Source organism: Peptostreptococcus russellii, assembly GCF_900110295.1.
GTDB lineage: Bacteria > Bacillota > Clostridia > Peptostreptococcales > Peptostreptococcaceae > Peptostreptococcus > Peptostreptococcus russellii_A.
On record NZ_FODF01000004.1, the window covers coordinates 16,478 to 36,535 of the forward strand.

Consider the following 20,058-nt stretch of genomic DNA (forward strand, 5'->3'; position numbering starts at 1 on the left):
TGGCAAAAGGGAGGTTGCCCTCCCCTTATCTTAAAATTTCCTGTTCTTTTGTTTTTTGCTTTTCTTCAGTTTTACTTTCATTTTGATAGGCTCTTATCTGACCTAAAATAGATGGCTTATTCTCTGATTTTTGTGCGGTTTCTTCTTTGTTATGAAAATTGTCCTCCACATCATAAGTTGACTCAAAATAGTCGCTATCCTTAAAGTCATTGTCATATCTATCAGGAATACCGTCATTATCAAGGTCTTTAGAAAGTGGATCATAGAAGTTTCCTTCATCATCAATATCAAGACCCGTTGCTGCTCTTAAATCTTCGGAATCAACATAAACCAAATCGCTAAAAGAGGACATTTCTATTTCATTTTTCATATTCCTTAGAGCTTCATTTTCTCCTTTATTCTCGTAATCAAAGCTCTCTGTTTTGATAGGAGTATCATCAATGTACTGTGTCCAAGTTTTCTCCTCTAAATCAAGTTCATATTGAATACCATGCCTTTCATCCGGTGTATTGGTATAGGCGATACCGATATTCTTCAAATCAGGATATAAGGTATTAAATTCCTCATAGCTATGATTTTCTTCGTACTCTCTGTTACAGAAGTCAATGATTGCTCTTTTTACATCTTCTACAAGTGGATTATCATTTCTCTTTTCTTCCACTTCCCCCATATCAAGGAGCTTATTCAGTTCTGCAAGTCTTAATACCTTAGTTTTAAGTTCATCTGCCTTTTCAAAAGGTTTCTTTAATTCTTCTTTGGCATTTTCCAGTTGTTCCTTTGTACTGATAAGTTTTTCTTCAAGCCTGTTTAATTTCTCAGGCATTTTCTCAAGAGCGTTATCCAGTCTTGTAATGTTACCGTCCGCACTTGTTCCAAGCTCTCCTGAATGCTTTGCAGCACCGTTTAGGCTAAAGTTATGTTCGTTGGTAAAGAAGTTATAGCTTACCTCTAAATCCATATTTCTATACTTGCCTATCACCTTGCTTTCATTGATTTTAACCTTTGAAATAGCTTCAAGCAGTCTTTCTCCAGCTAATTTCTTATCGGTAATCTTTTCTCCTGCAATGGTAATGGAAGTAAATTTTTCCTCACCTTCCGCTTTAGGCTCTACACTTGCTATATCTTTCGTAACAGCTTCTATGAGCTTTTCCGTTCTTGCGATTTCTTCAGGATAGTTTTTCGCCACCTTATCCTCTAATCTGTAACGATTAGACTTATAGTTTACTTCAAGCATTTTAAGTTTTGTAACTTCATTGTCCAAATCCATCTTTTCCTTGATTTTTGGATCTCCTGTGGCAAGTGCCTTAATCTCTGCATAGTTTAAGCTGCTTTCGTCCACATCTTCTGCCACACGAACAGGAGTCTTTGAAGTCATAATTTGAGAAATGAACTTTTGTTTATTCTCTATAGTTTGCCATAAGTATGCATCAAAAGTATTCTCTGTAACATAACGATAGATATTTACTTTCTCATTTTCATTACCTTGTCTTACAATTCTACCTGCTCTTTGCTCTAAATCGGCAGGACGCCAAGGTACATCCAAATCATGAAGTGCAATCAGCTTATTTTGTACATTCGTTCCGGCTCCCATTTTCTGCGTTGAACCCATAAGGATACGAACTTCGCCTTTTCTTACCTTTGCAAAGAGTTCATCTTTTTGCTTATCAGAATTGGCTTCATGGATAAAAGCGATTTCTTCTTTTGGTATTCCCATTGCTACAAGTTTTTCTCTAATATCATCATAAATGTTAAATTCACCATCTCCTTTTGGAGTTGATATATCGGAGAAAAGTAACTGCGTTGACTTATTTTCTTTTGTCTTATCCCAAATTGCAAAAACATTTTTAACGCAAACATTGACCTTACTATCGGGATTATCAGGAAGAAGTGGATTTATCAAACGCTGATCTAAGGCAAGTTTCTTACCGTCATTGGTGATTTTAAGCATATTATCTTCATCAGGTTCAACAACTCTATTTCTTACATCATCTGCCCTTTCAGACAGGCTCTTTAAGATTTCCTTTTGTTCTTTAGATGGCTCTGTTTTAATAACTTCATAGTTAGCTTCTGGTGTAGGAAGATTAAGCATATCCGCAGTCTGAATATCTGCAACTTCCTTAAACATACTCATAAGTTCAGGTAAGTTATAGAACTTTGAAAATCTCGTTTTTATCCTATACCCTGTTCCTTCAGGAGATAATTCAAAAGAACTTTGCGTTTCTCCAAAAGTAGAAGCCCAAGAGTCAAAATGCTCCAGTCCATTCTTTTTTAGGCTATCATACTGAAGATAACGCTGCATCGTATATAGCTCTGTCATAGAGTTACTTACAGGTGTTCCTGTGGCAAAAACCACTCCCTTTCCACCTGTCATTTCATCCATGTATCTACATTTCATAAACATATCGGATGACTTAAAGGCTTCACTTTGACCGATACCTGCAACATTACGCATCTTTGTATAAAGATAAAATAGCGATAGGTAAGGTTTTGATGTTATCTCTACCTTTTCCCCCGCTCCACACCGTACGTGCAAGTTTCCTCGCATACGGCGTTCCATCAAAATAACTTACTTTCCTCCATCGGATTTCAACAGGCATATACTCTCACAAGTATATACTGCTTACAAATTTCACTTATTTTTGTGCTTGCTTCAATTTTTCTCTAAATTTTTCAATTTTCTTTACTACTTTCGTATCTAAACTTTCAGGAATTTCACTTCCGTGTATCATCAAATGACAACTTCTGCACACCCATGCTAAGTTATTTACCTTGTTTATCTTATCAATCGGCAACTTATTATCTACATGGTGGCAATTCGCTGTAGGATTCTCATAAAGTGGTGTTTTGCAACATCTGCATTTTCCTTTATCTCTATTAAAGGCGTACTCACGATTCATGAAGTACTCAAAGTTCATTTTATTTTCCGCATAGACTGCCATACGCAAATCATCACTCGTATTGATAGATGGTCTATCTTTGGGAAGCGGTTTATTTTTATTTCGGTAATTTACATAAATTTTTCTGCCCTCCGGAGTGTAAGGTGTCATCTTCTGATTAAATGGTTTAGCTTCATATCGAACATGAGTAATGAATGCCATTGTAATTCCTATCCACATATCCTCGTAAGGTATGGCAAAAGTCTTGCTGATATAGCCCTCGTGCCTATGTGGTAGATTAGATAAATCCTTTAAGGGAATTTGCCATTCATTATATTTGTCGGAATACATTCTTTTCCAAGTTGATAATGCACTGTTATTTACTCTTCGGTCTATCACATGGAACGCATGGGAACTTATCCCAATTTTTATATATTCAGCAATTCCCATAATAACTGAATTTATATATTGTATCTGTGCAATTCTGCTGTTTACTGCCGAATAATTCCTTATATCTCTAATTTCTTTACAAAGGTTTTGTATTTTCTTACTTAACCTTTTCATATCAGGATAAGGCTTACCAACAAAATGTTCTTTTATTTCTTTATCAGCAGGTGTTCTTCTTGGCTTTTCAGCTTTTATTACAAATCCTAAGAAATGTATTCCGTCTGTTCTCATGTCGGTTATTTTGGTTTTCTCCTCTGACAACTCGAGTTTCAGCTTGTACTTAAAATACTTGCTTAATTCTCGTTTCAGTCTTTCCGCTTCTTTCTTAGATGATGTTAAAATGACCCAATCATCGGCATATCTGAAATTGTACTTTGGAGTTATTCCTGACCATTTTAATCTTCTTGAGTCGTTGCATTTGTATTTACACTTTCTATGTGGTTCATAGTATTTTCTTCCTACATACCAGTCAAAATCATTAAGATATACATTTGCCAGTAACGGTGATAATATTCCACCTTGCGGTGTTCCTTTATCATCGTTCTTTAACATATCATACTCAACGTATCCGACCGATAGCATAGCCTTGATGATTTGAATTACACGTTTGTCATGAACCCCTATATCCCATAACTTCTTTAACAATATTCTATGATTGATGTTGTCAAAACAGCCTTTTATATCGCCCTCTAATGCCCAGACTGGTTGGTCTTTAGATTTATAGTTTGCATTGATTACATTGACAATACCCCTAATTGCGTGTTTTTGTGAGCGATATGGTCTGAACCCATAACTATGCGGATAAAATCTTGCTTCGCATATTGGTTCAATAATTATCCTTATACACTCCTGTATAATCCTGTCTAAGATTGTCGGTATACCAAGAGGTCGCTTTTTACCATTCCCTTTGTCTATATATACTCGTTTAGCAGGTTTTGGTTTGTAATCGCATATTGATTTCTTGACCAAATATATTACTTCGTCCTTTGGCATTTGCAGGTACTTATCCATTTTAATTTTGTCTACTCCGGTAGTTTTACTACCTTTGTTGGATTTTATATTATGGATTGCCGTTACAATGACAACTTCATCTGTTATTGCTTCTAAAAGTCCTGTAAATACATTTCCTGTTTTTGATTTTTCGTAAAGTAAATCCAATAATTTCTTTAAATCTGTTTTATTTGAAAATTTGACGTTTATATGCACAGGCTATCACCTCGCAGTTCGTCACCCATTATTTCAGGGAGTTTTACTAATTTTAGTTATTTTCTTTTCGTGAAATCTGTAAATTATTCTGACTAGTCCCCTTTGCCTTGAGTATTTCAACTCATGTAGTTGGCTTTCCCAACCTCAGACTACTATGGGACTGCTGACTTCCTGTATTCTTCATCACTCTGTACAGCTCTAAATACAGGCTCTCAAACGTTCCTAAATCTCTATCCTTGTGTAGATTTAACTACTTGAAAACCTTAGGTTTCCACCTTACACCGTAGGGATAAGCATATCTTGAATTACAGTTAAATATGCTCTGTATGATATTTCATTCATACAGGAATGTATTGAAAAACCAGCAATACACTCTTCCCTAATCTTTCACCCTTTCGGGTGCCGCTGCTCTTACGATACTGCATGGATTTCTTTAACGTAACCATAGTTTTCGGAAGACCGCACTATTTATCCCATATTCATTTTCATGAACTTAGGTATTCAAGTTACGACTTTATCACGCTTTATACATGAAATATTGTACAGACATTTCTGCATAGTGAAGTATCATCTCGCACACCATTTCCGGCTTTGATATGCCATCATCAATGTTAATTCAGTGTGGCAAGGGCAATTCTCCCTTGATTTTGAGATTTAAGTTCTGACAGCTCATTCTTATTTCTAAGTGATTTCTGTCGGTTGATTTCGGTAGTTTAATCACTCCTTCCTTATTCAACAACGTTTCGCACGGTTCTTAAATCCATGTGCCTCATCAACAAAGAGCTTATCAACCCCTAATTCCTCGAAGGTAATAACATCATCTTTCTTAAAATCATCGTTTAATTTCTCAAGTCTTGCCTCCAGTTTTTTCTTCGTCTTTTCAAGCTGTTTTACCGTAAAGTTCTGATTTCTGTCATGCTTATATTCTTCTACATAGTTTACGATTTCATCAATCTGATCTTGAATATGCTTCTCTTGATATTCCTTTGACATTGGGATTTTTTCAAACTGTGTATGCCCGATAACAACCGCATCGTATTCTCCTGTAGCAATCTTTCCGATAAATCTCTTTCTATTTTTCGGTTCAAAGTCCTTTTTATCAGCCACCATAATATTAGCCGATGGATATAGCTGCATAAACTCACGACCGATTTGTCCTGTTAAATGATTCGGTACAACAAACAATGACTTACTACACATTCCAAGCCTTTTACTTTCCATTGCGGAAGCAACCATTTCAAAGGTTTTTCCACTTCCTACTACATGAGCAAGCAATGTATTTCCTCCATAAAGACTTCTTGCAATGGCATTTCTTTGATGAGATCTTAAATCAATCTCCGTATTCATTCCCTCAAAAGAGAGATTGCTTCCATCATATTCTCTGTTACGAATTGAGTTAAAACGCTCGTTATACAGTTTTACAAGGCGATTTCTTCGTTCCTGATCGTTAAATATCCAGTTCTTAAATTCTTCTTTTAAAAGTTCCTGCTTTTGTCCTGCAAGCATGGTTTCTTTTTTATTTAAGACAGAAGTTTTAGAGCCATCCTGATTTAAAATCTGGTCAAACACCTTTGTTTCTTTAAGGTTTAAGGCATCTTCAATCAGCTTATAGGCATTTACCCTTGATGTACCGTAAGTCATTTCAGCAAGGTCATTTCCTTTGTCTCTGCTTTTTCCTTCTACATTCCATTCACTCGTTAGATTTGAAAATTTAACCTTAATATCCCATCTTGCATATCCCGGAGTTTTAAGCATTTCAAAGATGAATTTTTCAATGTCTTTAATCGGTATCCATGTTGCACCAAGACGAACATTGATTTCACTTGCTTCCAATTCCTTTGGAAGTACTTTTGTAAGCTCCGCTTTTTGGTATTCCAAACGGTTCATTTCATAGCTTATCAGCTCTTTTTCTTTTCCATTCTCGGCAAAGCCAAGATGAGGAAGTTCTCTTTCCGTTTGTCTTAGTTTTGATAGATAACTGTCTACAATGGCAATCTTATCCCTGATATTCCCACTTAGGTATTCATCTTTTGTTACATAGCCATATTTATAGGAATTGCTGTCATTTGCACAGGCAAAAGGCAGATCACCATCCTCCAAGTTAAATGAAAGTGGTCTGTAAAAGTTTTGTTCTTCTCTGATATTCAGGTAGATTTCCCCTCGAAGCTCTTCAATTAAAGTCGGTCTGTCTTTTCCGGTAAGACTTCCAATATAGTCAAAGTCCACATATCCTTTTTCAGATACCGATAAAACAAGGGCTTCCAAAGAAGTATCAACATGGTCTATGACTTTGGCTTTTGTAATGGTTCTTTTGGAGAAAATATCTCCCTTCGCCTTGAAGTTTTCTTCTTCATCAAGGATTTCAATGGACGATACCAAAGGGAAGTTGCTATCCTCTTTCAAGGCTCTGGTATTGCTTAGGTTATTTACAAAGCCATGCTTCTTTGAAAAGTTATCATAGACTTCATTTAATTTTTCCTGTGAAGCCTTGATTTCTTCTTCGCTAAAATCTTCTTTCTGCTTGTAAATCACATCTTTTAAGGCAGCATTCAGCTCAAGGTAATCCTTGATTTTTTCTTTATTCTTGTCTGATACTTCCTTTTTAATAAAGAGTGAGTTTTCTCTGTAATAGACTTCATCATCAATTAAGGTATATGAGAAGTTTTTTACATCATCGGTCGCAGGAATGGATGTTACTTCATCATCTAATAACTCTATTTCTTCATACTTGGTATCTTTTGAAATTCTTTCTCCTGCAATCTCGATATGCTCCTTTAATGAAGCCATATTTATCTCTTGCCCTAAAAAAGCTATCGGTTCACAAGTTAGAGTTTTTCCAAACCTTCCGTTTACTTCACGCATAGAACCAAGCACCTGCTCAGGATGATCGACAAAGTATTTGTTATATACAAGCCCCTTTTCATCTTCCGCAAGGTGTATCCAATCTTCTTCTCGCTCTAATACGCTATCTCTTTTTTTGAGGAAGATAATATCTGAAGTTACTTCTGTGCCGGCTACACCCTTAAAGGTATCGTTTGGAAGTCTGATTGCACCCAAAAATTCGGCTCTTGCTGCAAGATAGCGTCTTACACTTTCGTCCTTTTTATCCATTGTGCCTAAAGATGTAATAAAGGCGATAACACCACCGTTTCTTACTTTATCAATGGACTTGGCAAAGAAATAATCGTGAATAAGGAAGTTATTACGATTATATTCTCTGTCATTTACCTTGTACTCCCCAAAGGGAACATTTCCGATTGCTACATCAAAGAAGTTGTTGGAAAATCCCGTTTCTTCCAGTCCCTTTACCTGTACTTCACTTTCCGGATATAAGAACTTTCCAATGCGACCGCTTACCGAATCAAGCTCTACTCCATAAAACTTTGACTTACTCATTTCATCAGGTAGATTACCGATAAAGTTCCCAATGCCCATTGATGGTTCAAGGATATTTCCCTGTTTAAATCCCATACCTGAAAGCGTCTTATATATTCCGTCAATGACTGCTTTCGGTGTGTAAAAACTCGTCAATGTAGATTCTCTTGCAGCTTCGTATTCTGCTTGTGATAGGTTATCTTTTAAGAAGGCTCTTGCCTCTTTCCACTGTCCATCCTTACTTTCATCAAAGACATCTGAAAGTCCTCCCCAGCCTACATATTTTGCTAAAATTTCCTGAGCTGTAATATCAAGCTCTCGCTCTCCGCTTTCCACTCTGTTAAGCATAGAGATTGCTTCAAGGTTATTGTTTAGCCTCTCACTTGGAGATAACTTTGCAGGGAGCGTTTCTTCTGTAATCTTGAAATTATGAACTTCATTTTTCTTTATTCCTATTTCCTCAAAAGTCTTTTCGGGCTTCTCATTGGTCAGATTTTCAAAGATTCTATCAAGCTCACTTTCCTTACGATAAGGAATTACATCGGAGCCTGTAATCATACCTCCAAGATATTCGGTATTATCCTTAACCGTTACCGTCTTTAGGTTATTTCCCATATCATCAAATCTTGTGATGGTATAATCTTTCCCCTTATATCTCACTTCATCACCGATGATAAAGTCAGGTCTTTCAAGACTTATTTGGCTTAATAAATCCTCATTATCTGTAAAGGCTACAATCGGAATTTGATGATTACCTTGCCTTACAGGATCAAGCCACAAATCATTTCTTCCTGTGATGTGATTTTTGGAAATCTCTCTTACTTTGTACTCCTCATGATTAAAATAGACGGTATCGCCTTCTTTAACTGCAAACTCATCTAAAAGGCTGTCCTCTTTTTCGTTGAGCTCTACTTCTTCTTTTTCCTTTAGATAATCAAATAAGGTAGCCTGAAAAAGTTCTGCTTGTATGCTTTCTTCTACTTCTTCAGGTGCTTCAAGCTGTGTATTATTCTCCTCAAAACTTAGCTCTCCGTTAAAGACATGATGAAGCTCCTGCTCATCCATCTGCATTTTAAGTTCACTGTCTTTAAGTTCTCTAAATGTCTTTGGAAAATCTTCTAAAACAAGCCTTTGGGCATTTAGTTCCTTTAGCTCATCAAGATTAAAATATCCCCATTCCGATTCTATTCCAAGCACAAGACCAAAAGCATCTTTACTTTCCCTATCATATTCCGTCATATACCAAGTCCAGTTACTTCTAAATGGAATGATGTATGCTGCATGAACCTGTTTATCCGCTAAAGCTACATCCTCTTGTGCATAAAGCTCAGGCACTTTCTCAAGCATTTCATCAGTCATTAGATTATATGGATCGTCTTTAGAGTAATAGCTTGGTTCTTTTTGTTCTTCTATCTCTGCCTTACTTTCAATTTTATTTTCTTCAAGATAAAGATCTTTAGAGAGCAGCTCATCTATATGCTTTGCTACATTTGACCATGTAAGAAAAACATCGTTGCAATGATTCTTCTGTAATTTAAGCCCCTTTGCATCGTGCCATTCATCACTTCCATTTGCTCCTGAAACTGCATGAGAATGACCTCCGATTCCGTATTCATCTTTTAGGAAATTCGCTTTTTCCTGCAAGGTATGATTTTCTTTGAAAAACTTAGTAATTCGCTCTTTCCCTTTATCAACTCCACTTCCTCTTGAAATCGTAGCAAGGACTTCATCTTCTGTAATAAAGCCATGTGCCTTTGGAAATTCGGTAAGGTTAGAGGTATATTCCTTTCTTGGGAGTGCAAGCTCCTGTAATTTCTGATAAAGGCTGTCTACCTTGTGATAATGAAATCTTAGTACATCTTTGTTTTCTTTGTATCCTGCTAAAAAACGGCTGTATTCCCTAATTATGTCTTTTAGATATTGGGGATTTTTTAATGCCTCAGATAATCTTTTCGTTTCTTCCGGAAAGCCACCACCTCTTTCTATAAAGCCAAAATATCCCTGTGCTTTCCCTTCTTCGCTTAAATCATGATATAGATACCATAGCGATTCTGAAACTCTATCTCTTTCATAGTCCTGTGCTTCTAAAAGCTCTACATTTGTGGCAAACTCTCCATTTTCCAAAAGCTCATTTATTCTTCTTGCAACATCACTCCAGCTTAAAATTTGCGTCATATCATCTCTTGCTGAAGTTCCATAAGCTAAATGAATGCCTTTGTCCGAATACCAGGAAGATACTTCTGCTCCATTAAGAAATAAGCCATTTCCGCCTCTAAAGGTATCTTTAAGGTATTCTCCTAATTCTTCTACTGTTTTTCCTTTGGAAAATTCAACAATGATAGGAAGTCTTTCACCTTCATGGTTTCCACCGTTTACAAGAATACTGTCAATATCATTTTGGGCAAGAGGTATCGTAAGTTTAATCTGTCCTAAGCTGTTTTCAGGCAAAGAAAAAGAAGCCTTGTCAGCTTCTCTTATCTCTTTATCCGTATTTTCTTTTAGATTTCCACTACTTCCTTGATTGTCATCTCTTTGAGTGCTGAAATCATCGCTTTGTACTGCGGATGGCTCTCGTCCTCTATCTGCCAAGCCATCATCAGTTTCGGCTTCTCTGCTCTCATAAACTCTATCGCCTGTTTCTGAATATCCATCAGGTGTCCCATCAGCTTCTTCTCCTTGTATAGATCCACTAACATCTCGAAGTGGCTCTGTTCCTCGCTGCTTGAAAGATAATCCAGCCTCATCACTGCGTATATCGGATTCGGATATTCCCTCATAAAGTCCATCTCTTCCTCTAACTGATTCATCGTATTCTCTTTGATTTTCTCTATTATCTCGTCCGTACTCTCCATTTCGGAAAATTCGCTCGTTTTCAATAATTCTCTCCTGATCATCTCGTCGAAGTACATTTTCTTCTACCTCCTCTAATTCTTCTTTTATTTTATTATATTCTACTTCTTTACCTCTTAAAACTTCTTTTTGAAGCTCTAACTCTTTACTTTTTTGAATGGTTGCATCAATGACTGTTCCACTAATATCCGACACCGTTTCTCCAAGGCTCATAAGAGAAATGCTGTCAAGCATTGCAAAGTTTTCCTTTAACACTTCCTTATCCACAGGATAGTCTAACTTAAATCTTGAAGCCACTGCATAACTTATCGAATCCCTAACAAATTTAGTAAAGGAAATTCTATCTTCATCGAATATTCTAAGCTCATTCATCAGACTATCTATTTTTTCATCTCCGTAAAGCCTGCTTACAGAAAAGATGTTTTCTAAGGTGCTTTCGCTTTCTTCATAGCTTTCAGCTTTTATCATTTCTTTTAATACATCTCTATGAGCTTCTTTATCAAATCTCCAAAGATTTACCTCATTAACATCTCTATTTTTTGAAACGGTCTGACTTATATCAAAGATATAGTCCACCTTTTTGTATGTGTCATAGTCCTCTAAGATTGGTATTCCTTTTTGCCCTCGCATGACTGTACGATTAAAATGTTCTCTCCAGTAATCAAACTTGGCACAAGCTGTCGCTTCAGGATTTTTATCATAAATACTTAACTGACTTCTAAAATCATATCTTTGATTATTTCCTACAACTTTTAAAAGCTTCAGATATTCTGCTTCAGTATGCAGAACATCTTGTTTTATTAGCTCCAAAATGTTATGAAAATCATTTATTCGCATGTTTACCTCCTTCTTTTTTTCATAAATAAAAAAGGCGGTTAGATTTTACTCTAATCACCTTTAAATTCTGTATGGTGCAACTTAATGCTATTCACTCAGTTCCCAATGACCATTACTTCCTCTACCTACATATTTTAGATTATCTATCTCTTTAATGGCTCTTTCTATAGTCTTTACACTAACTCCAGCTTCATCTGCAATTGCTTTTCTTGTAATCTTATCATTTTTTCTTATTTTTTCTTTTATAAACTCTACAAGAGCTATCTTATCGTGAGCGACACCCTGAGCGACACCCTGAGCGACACCCTGAACGACACCGCTTCCTCCAACTTTTTGAGTCGCTATTTTCTTCAAAGGAATAATCGTTCTAAATATATCTCCCTCCTCAAACAGAGGATCATCACCTGAATATAGCCTTGTATATTTATAGGTGTTTCTCATCCCCGAACCAAGCTCATCAGCAAGTCCTATCTCTCTAAATACTTTTGAGATAGCAGGATTTTTAGGAAAAGGCTCAAACTTTTGTAAATCCAATGCTCCCATGCCATGAGCTAAATTACTGTTTTCTATCGTAATCTTCTCATCGTCAATAATCATTTTTGCTGGGAGTCCACTTGAATAGTCTCTGTGAGCCAATGTATTAGAAACAATTTCTCTAAGTATCCTATCCCTTGCATTGACATTAACGATTCCGTCTAAGACAAATAAGTCATTTAAATGCTTTTGTCCAAATGCTATAAGCCTATCGTAGCTATCAATCAGATTTGTTATGACAACATCTCTATCGTCATATCTATCCTTGTTTTCGACTCTAAATATTGCATCGGTTTTATGCTGTGGAAGGACTGACATAATAGAATTATCTTTTCCAAATAATAAAATAGCAGCTAATGTAATTCCTTCCTGCTTTGTCTCAGGATCTGTCAAAATCAAATTAGCACTTCTAAGAAGCTCCTCATTACTCATATTCTCCCAAACATGATTTTTATTTCGGGAGACAGCCATTTTCTTAGCTTTATCAATAACATCAGTATCAAGAAATTCAATATCGAAATTTGGATACACCTTATTCACAAAATAGCTACCCTGTTTTCTTGCGTATAGCTTATATACAAGTTCTGAATGATCTGTGATATTGATGTCCCCTTCATAAGATCTATCCCAAATTCTCCCATTGTGTCTGCATACCTGATAACCCTCCGGCACTCTGATATAGATTACTTTTTTCTTATCAACATCAAAGACTTCCGGAAGTAAATAAAGTGGAGGATACATCTTTTGCGGATTATTGATTGCCGTAGTAAATTCCTTAATCACTTTATCTACCTTATCTTTACTAACACCAACAATCTCTCTTTTATCATTTACACCAAGTAAAATATGTCCTCCATTCCTGTTATTGAAAGAGCATACTGTATCAAAAACATCTTTTGTCAAAGCATTCCTTGATTCTTTGAACTCAACATCTATTTTTTCTCCATTTTTAATCAACTTTTTTATTTCATCTATTGTCATCTGATTATTTCACCACCTTTATTTTCTGTATTTTTCCAATAAAACCTTGGAATTTTAGATTTATTCTTTATCTCTATTAACCACAAAAGTAATATGATTTCCATTTTGCAAATTCAAAAGATATTTTATCATTTTCGGAATAGTCGTCATTCATTTTAATATAACCTTTGCAGTATCCGTAAACATATCTATCATACTTGCTTTTCTTTTCCCTACTTTTCTTCCAGAAATTATAGCATTTTTTAAACATTTTTTCCACGCTAAAATTAGTTTCCTCTTACATATTATATGTCAAAATCTCTTTTTTTATCTCTTTTTCTATTAACTCTAAAAATTTTTCCTTTGAAGATTTCCCTTGTGCAATATCCGATAACTTCATTTCCCACTTTGCGGTTGTTTCTGCTGATTTAAAAGTATCAGATACTATCGTTACAAGACTGATTCCTTTATGCGTGGATATTAGGTTTCTCTTGTCTCTTTTTATAAAACCTTTATAAATCAAATTTTCTATAATCCCCGCTCTTGTCGCAGGTGTTCCAAGACCTTTTCTTTCTACAAAAGCATCTTTATCTAATACATTATTTCCTGCAATTTCCATAGCTTTTAAAAGACTTTCTTCTGTAAAAGCTTTAGGAGGTGTCGTATATTTTTCTTTTATCTCTTTATTTTTAATCTTCAACACATCTTTAATCTTTATTGCTGGAAGCACAGCTTCATGTCCACTCTTAGTTTTATATTCTTTTAAAAATTTAGTAAAACCCTCTGTTACAATAACTTTTCCACTATTTGTAAATTTAAAGCCGTCAAATAAAGCCACAATCTTAGTTGTATTTTCTACTAATGGATAACCTACGCTTGAGTGAAGCTTATTAGAAATAAGCCCATACACCTTTGCTTCACTTACAGGAAGTTTGGACATATCTTCTTTTAAAGAGCTTACAGTTGGAATAATAGCATGATGATCTGTAACCTTTTTAGAGTTAAATACTACCTTTATACGCTGTGTATCAAAATCATTTTTGCCCAAGATATTATTTACTATACTTATAATCATGTCTTCGGTTAAATATCTACTGTCTGTTCTTGGATAAGTAATAAGTTTTTTCTCATACAGGCTTTGAGCATAATCAAGTGTCTGTTTAGCACTAAACCCAAAATACTTATTACACTCTCTTTGAAGGGTAGTTAAATCAAATGGCAACTCAGGTTTTGTTACTTTTTCTTTTTGAACGACATCAGTAATTTCAATGGTGTTTCCTACCAAATTAAATAATTGGTCTGCAACCGTCTTATCATCAATTCTATCAGTAGAAAGAGTAAATCCGTCTAAATCAAGCTCTACTGTATAGTATTTTTCTTTCTTGAAATTAGCTATCTCCTCATCTCTACCAGTAATCATAGCAAGGGTCGGTGTCTGAACTCTCCCGACACTGTAATTTTGTCTATAAAGGCAAGAATAAAGCCTACTTATATTCATTCCGACAAGCCAATCTGCAATCGCCCTTGCCTGTGCCGATTCAAAAAGATTATCATATTTTTCCCCATCTTTTAGATTTTCAAACCCCTCTCTAATGGCATTATCTTCCATTGAAGAAACCCAAAGTCTTTTCATTTTCTTTTTGCAATTTGCTTGGTTATACACAAGTCTGAATATAGCTTCTCCTTCTCGTCCTGCATCGCACGCATTTACGACTACATCAACACTATTATCATTCATCAAAGTTTTTAGTATACCAAATTGTTTTTTGGTTTCTTTTATTAGTTCATATTTATACTTCTTAGGAATAATAGGAAGATCTTCTATTTTCCACTTTCCATATTTTTTATCATAACTCTCAGGATTCGCCATTTTAATAAGATGACCCACGCACCAACTAACTTTATATCCATTTCCTTCATAATAGCCATTTTTCTTTTCCTTTGCTCCAATAACCTTACTAATTGTTATTGCAACACTCGGCTTTTCTGCGATTACCAATTTCATATATTTTACCTCCTTGACTAAAAATAAAAAAGGGTGAAAGATTTACTCTCACCCGGACTCTATCATTTATTTCTTTTAATATTTACTGCCATAAAAACAGTCCCTACTAACGATAATAATATTAGCAGCATATACTTTAACAGATTCGTTTTATCCCCTGTTTTAGGTATTTCTCTACTTGAATTTTTCATCGGTTTTTCATCCTCCTTAGATGGTTCTTTTGGTTGATTTTTAGGGCTGTCTTTTTCTCTAACTACTATACTCTGATCTTTATCATCAATATCTTTATGCTCCGCTACTTTCGTCCAGTTGCCATTTTCTTCTTGCTCATACAACTCCTCAAATGTAACTAAAGTTTTACCGGAAAGTTCCCTACTATCAAATTCAAAGGTCATAACTTCTTTTTGATTTTTCTCTTTTGCGATAAATTCTTTTGTAATTTCAATTTTATTTTCATTTATAACAAGGTCTTTTTTATCTTCTTTTACAACCTGCCATCCTTTTAATTTATACTTTATATTTTTGTTCAAGTTTTTCATTTCCACAGTATCTGTTATTTTTGTGTTTTCACTTGCCTCAATTTCTTTTTTATTATTATCTCCTTGAGCAAAGGTTCTAATTTCAATAATTTCTTTCTCTAAAACTTTGTTGACAAAAACAGTTTGTTCCTTATCGTCAATATTTTTGTGCTCCGCTACTTTAAAGGTTCCATTTTTCTTATCAAGTTTATATAGCTCTTCAAATGTTACCAAATTTTTTCCACTAAGATTTGATGCATCAAATGTATAAAAAACTTCTACTTCCATTGCTTCATTATCAGCTACAAAGGTATGTTCTTTTTCAATACGCTTTCCATCAATTTCAAGCTCTTTATTTTCTTCTTTTATCATTTGCCATCCCTTAATCTTATATTTTTGCCCCTTTTCTAAACCATCCAGTTTAATAAGATCCACAATTGTAACTTCTTTTTCGGGTTGTATTGTTTTTTCTCCTTCTTTGTTGGTCGCTGTTGTGTGAATAGATATTTCTTTCTCATATTTATCGGTTAGCGTCCCTAAATCAATAGAATGATTGTTTTTTGCAACAATGATTTCAAATGGTGGAATTAGTTTAAGCCCTTTATTATTTTTACTTTTCAGTTCCTCAATAATATAGGTGTCATAAAGAAGAGCTCCTTTACTATCATCTGGTTTTGAACTTCCAAACCAGATACCATCCTCGCTCGTTTTTCCAGCATTGGTATTATGTTTGTGTGATGCCCATTTTGCAGAAGTGGAAAATTGCCCATTATAATCTGTCACGATAATATGACTTTCTCCAGTTGTTTTACTTGTGATCTTAAAAGGAATATCGGCTAATCTTTTATGAGTTTTATCACCTATTTTAATTCCTTCAATATCTCCACGCTTAATCTGATTGTATATAGAGTAATCTTTATCTGTTAAATCAACAATTTCCCCTTCCTCAGTAATTGAAAAGTCGATTTCAATTGCACCATCAGTCAAATAACCTTCCGGTGGTAGTTTTTCTGAAATTCTATATCGTCCATAAGGAAGTAGTTCAGAAGATGTAGAATGTATTCCCTCAACATCAGTATAAATCGTCTTTACAACATCATTTTTCTTATATAGTCTCCCTTCAACGAGTACCTTATTTTCATTTAAAGAAATAATATCAAAGGAAGCATTTTTTAAAGTAGCACCTCCCTGTGCTTTGTTTTCTCCAGTTTCTAAATCTCTTTTCTGAATCTTTACTCCACCACGAATGACCTTGTCTGATACAGAAAACTGGTTACTTCCAGATAATATAGCAATATCGTCGTCCTCTATAATCTGTGTTACATATAAGCCCTTAATTTGTTCAGACTTATCGCCAGCCTGCATATACGCACCGTCTAACAAGTAGCCGTTTGGAGCTTTTGTTTCCTCAACAGTCAATGTTCCAAGAGGAAGAACCACCTTACCGTCCTGCATATAAAAGTTATCGCCAGCTAACTTGTAAGCGTCCGATAATTTCGTGATGTAATGAGTTGTCCCGTCGCCGTCTGTTTCAGCGATTGTCTTTGTAACCCATGTACGAGTAGATTCAGCAGGAAGAGTGTCTTTGTTATAAAAGCCTGCATAATACTTCCATGTAAATTCCGCATCTTCTAAAGAAGCGTTCCCCTGCGGATTGTCTTTCTGTGTTTCCATATCAATCTTGAAAATCTCAATCAAAGTATCCGTTACTTTTGGCGTATCAGATACTTTCAAAATCGCTGTCTTTCCAGCTTCAACCTTTAGAGAGTATACCGTTGTATCAACTTTATATCCTAATGGAGAGTATAATTCTTTGATGTATACTGTGCCGGCTTTTACTTCTACAGTTTCCGTGTCACCATTTTCATCTGTAGTAAGGGTTTCAATAAGTTGTGTGCAATCTTTATCAGAAAATACACCATACTCAGCACCAGATATTGAGTAAATTTCATTGCCTTCTGTAATACTATTATTATCAGAAGTTTTTTGAGGTGTCACATTTCCGACATTTATAACTGCCCAAAACTGTCCTAAGTCCTGTCCTTCACCTGAATAGATATATCCTCCACATTCATATCGGTTCTTATTTTCTTCTACGAATGATTTTGCCCCTGCAAAGACTTCATCTTGTATTTCTCTTGCTATTTCACTATATGAGGCTCTAACATTGTCACACTGCCAACCTAAATGAACACTTAATCTCTGCCATACAACAAGCTGCCTTAAAAGATAAGCATGATTTTCACTTATTCCACTATGAGTATTGGTATATTGCTTTACAAATTCAATGGATAAAGCAATATCGCTTATTTGATCAGAACTCATGCGAGAGCTTGCGTCGAATCTTTTTTTATAGCCATTTTTAAAATTTGTATTAATATCTACACAATAGGCATCCTCTCCTTCAACCGTTAGATATCCTTCATTAAAAGTTGAACTGATAGATCCGTCATTCATCACTTTTTCAACAATGCCCACACGATTCTTTGACTCAGTCCAATACTGGTTTTCCGCCGCATATGCTATACCTGGCACAATATTTATCATAGTTAAAAGCATTGTCAGTAACATTACTATATTTTTTTGGATTATTTTTTTCATATCCTAATCTCCTTTCGTTCTCAAAGAAAGCAATTGTTCAAATGAACTTTGCTTTCTTTGAGATTTTTTGTTTGTTAGTTATAATTTTTTAATTCTCAAAGTAATCGTCTTCTTCATTTGCTGATTCTTCAGCAAAAAAATCTTCTTCTTCCTCAAAATTTTCTAATTCTTCGTTTTCTTTCTTTCTCATAACTTTAAAGTAATATCCTACTGCTAAAGCTCCTACTACTACAAGAACAAGTATGATATATGTCCCTAAATTATTTTTTTCTTCCTCTTTTTTAGTAACTGTTTCTTCTTTTACGGTTTCTTCTTTAACTACTTCTTTTGGTTTTTCCTTTGATTCAATCATATTTAAAAGATCATCTTCAGAGACTTCTGTAAGTAACATCACATTTTCACTTTGTTCATCGTGGTTAATGATTAAATGAAAGGTCTTCCCATTTTTGGTTTGAAAGGTAACAAACTGCCTTGCATCTGCTGAATACTGATCCGTTTCCTTGTTATCACTACTATCTCCATGATGAATCGGATAGTCATTATTCGCATTATCTTTATTCTCTGTAACAGAAGCTCTTGCCTTTGATGGAGCTGAAGCTACTCCCTTATTGGTACTTATATCATTGCTTGTAGTATCCATTGATGAATCCAAACCGCTGTTGTTAGCAGGAACTTTAGCTGTTAACTTATTGGGATAGCGGACTTCCTTTTCTTTCTCCCTTACTTCCATTTTACTTGTATCCTTTGTAGCACTGCCTGAGTTTACTGTATCAGGTGAACCTTTACCAGAACTATTTACAGAGGTCTGTGGTGCTTGAGGAGAAATATTCGAGCTTGTTTTAATACCGGAAATTGGATTAATCGGTGTAATAGAATGAGATGATGTCAGAGCCATATTTGCTTCTTCTTTAATTTCCTCAAGTTCTTTAACCTTGTCAGTCAGCTTGTCTATTTCCTTTATCAATTCAGAAGACAGTTCTTTATTTTTCTTATCTTTTTTCATTTTCTCTTTCAGGCTTTCAACTTCATCTTCCAGTTCTTTGATTTTTTCTTTCTGCTTATCACTTAATTTATCTTTATCCTTGATTTCATTATTTAACTTATCAAGTTTTTCCCGAAGCTCCTTTGCCCCTTTTTCCATTTCGGAAATATCATCTTTAGAAAGCTTTGTCTGTGTTCCTTTATTCTCTGTCTTTTTATCTTCTGTCTGCGTGCTTTCATCATGCTTTGGCTTTGGCTTTTCTTCTTCCGTCTCAGTTTCTTTATTCTTAGGCTCAGCCTTTGCTACCTTACGGATAATCTCATCTTTCCCATCTCCCTTTACTTCATAGAAAAGAAATTCATCAATAAATTTCATATCATCAGTGAGCATTAGAAGATCTCCACTATCAAGAAGTTGTCCTTTCTTAGCCTTTATCTTTTCTTCCTTAAAGACCTTCTCATCTTCAAAAATATACTTCACATTTACTTCAACTTCCGTTTGAACAGCCTCATTTTTTGTAGGATTTTCAGTTTTGTGCTCCTGTGCATAAACTACTGTACAAAGTCCTAAAAGGCAGCTAATACTTACAATTACTGCAATGGACGCTATCCAAAGCTTCTTATTCTTTTTCAAACTGGTTTTCATTTGTTTTCTCCTTTTTCAGTTCTGCTTTTTCTCTGTTTACTTTTGCCATCAAATCACTGATTGTGATGTTATTCTTTCTGCAAATGGCAATGATTTCTTCGTTTTCAAGTTCTTCTTCCCTAATAAATAAAGACTCCAATTCTTCATCAATCAGAGCCTTTTTATCCTTTAACTTCTTTATTTTATTTTTAACTGTTGTAAGTTCTTTTTTCACATTGTTCC

The 20,058-nt window shown here is 35.0% G+C and carries 7 protein-coding genes and 2 pseudogenes; all 9 read right to left on the reverse strand.

What is annotated here, in order from left to right; translation table 11 throughout:
• Positions 1-25: 25 nt before the first annotated feature.
• Positions 26-2,467: pseudogene (locus BMY82_RS03480) on the reverse strand (helicase-related protein); the annotation flags it as partial.
• 166 nt (positions 2,468-2,633) lie between these two features.
• Positions 2,634-4,529 carry a group II intron reverse transcriptase/maturase gene (gene ltrA, locus BMY82_RS03485; protein ID WP_091974701.1) on the reverse strand — a complete coding sequence of 632 codons (1,896 nt, stop codon included), beginning with the start codon at positions 4,527-4,529 and terminating at the stop codon, positions 2,634-2,636.
• Between the two features lie 750 nt (positions 4,530-5,279).
• Positions 5,280-11,591: pseudogene (locus BMY82_RS03490) on the reverse strand (helicase); the annotation flags it as partial.
• 87 nt (positions 11,592-11,678) lie between these two features.
• The gene (locus BMY82_RS03495; protein ID WP_091974705.1) at positions 11,679-13,106 is read right to left on the reverse strand and encodes an AlbA family DNA-binding domain-containing protein; all 1,428 of its coding nucleotides are present in this window, start codon (positions 13,104-13,106) and stop codon (positions 11,679-11,681) included.
• A gap of 76 nt (positions 13,107-13,182) precedes the next feature.
• Positions 13,183-13,365 carry a hypothetical protein gene (locus tag BMY82_RS09395; protein WP_180366721.1) on the reverse strand — a complete coding sequence of 61 codons (183 nt, stop codon included), beginning with the start codon at positions 13,363-13,365 and terminating at the stop codon, positions 13,183-13,185.
• Positions 13,366-13,383: 18 nt separating this feature from the next.
• Positions 13,384-15,090 (reverse strand): DNA topoisomerase 3, encoded by a 1,707-nt coding sequence (locus BMY82_RS03500; protein ID WP_091974707.1) that lies wholly within the window; start codon positions 15,088-15,090, stop codon positions 13,384-13,386.
• 62 nt (positions 15,091-15,152) lie between these two features.
• Positions 15,153-18,209 carry a VaFE repeat-containing surface-anchored protein gene (locus BMY82_RS03505; RefSeq protein ID WP_091974709.1) on the reverse strand — a complete coding sequence of 1,019 codons (3,057 nt, stop codon included), beginning with the start codon at positions 18,207-18,209 and terminating at the stop codon, positions 15,153-15,155.
• Positions 18,210-18,297: 88 nt separating this feature from the next.
• Positions 18,298-19,836, reverse strand: a complete 1,539-nt coding sequence (locus BMY82_RS03510) for a CD1107 family mobile element protein (protein WP_091974711.1) — start codon at positions 19,834-19,836, stop codon at positions 18,298-18,300.
• Complete coding sequence (locus tag BMY82_RS03515; protein ID WP_091974713.1) at positions 19,811-20,050, reverse strand: conjugal transfer protein; 240 nt, start codon at positions 20,048-20,050, stop codon at positions 19,811-19,813. The genes BMY82_RS03510 and BMY82_RS03515 overlap by 26 nt, the downstream gene beginning before the upstream one ends.
• Between the last annotated feature and the right edge of the window lie 8 nt (positions 20,051-20,058).

Excerpts from the sequence above, each read along its gene's own strand:
- BMY82_RS03495 (WP_091974705.1), bottom strand. The coding sequence starts at position 13,106 with ATGACAATAGATGAAATAAAAAAGTTGATTAAAAATGGAGAAAAAATA.
- BMY82_RS03500 (WP_091974707.1), bottom strand. The coding sequence starts at position 15,090 with ATGAAATTGGTAATCGCAGAAAAGCCGAGTGTTGCAATAACAATTAGT.
- BMY82_RS03505 (WP_091974709.1), bottom strand. The coding sequence starts at position 18,209 with ATGAAAAAAATAATCCAAAAAAATATAGTAATGTTACTGACAATGCTT.
- BMY82_RS03510 (WP_091974711.1), bottom strand. The coding sequence starts at position 19,836 with ATGAAAACCAGTTTGAAAAAGAATAAGAAGCTTTGGATAGCGTCCATT.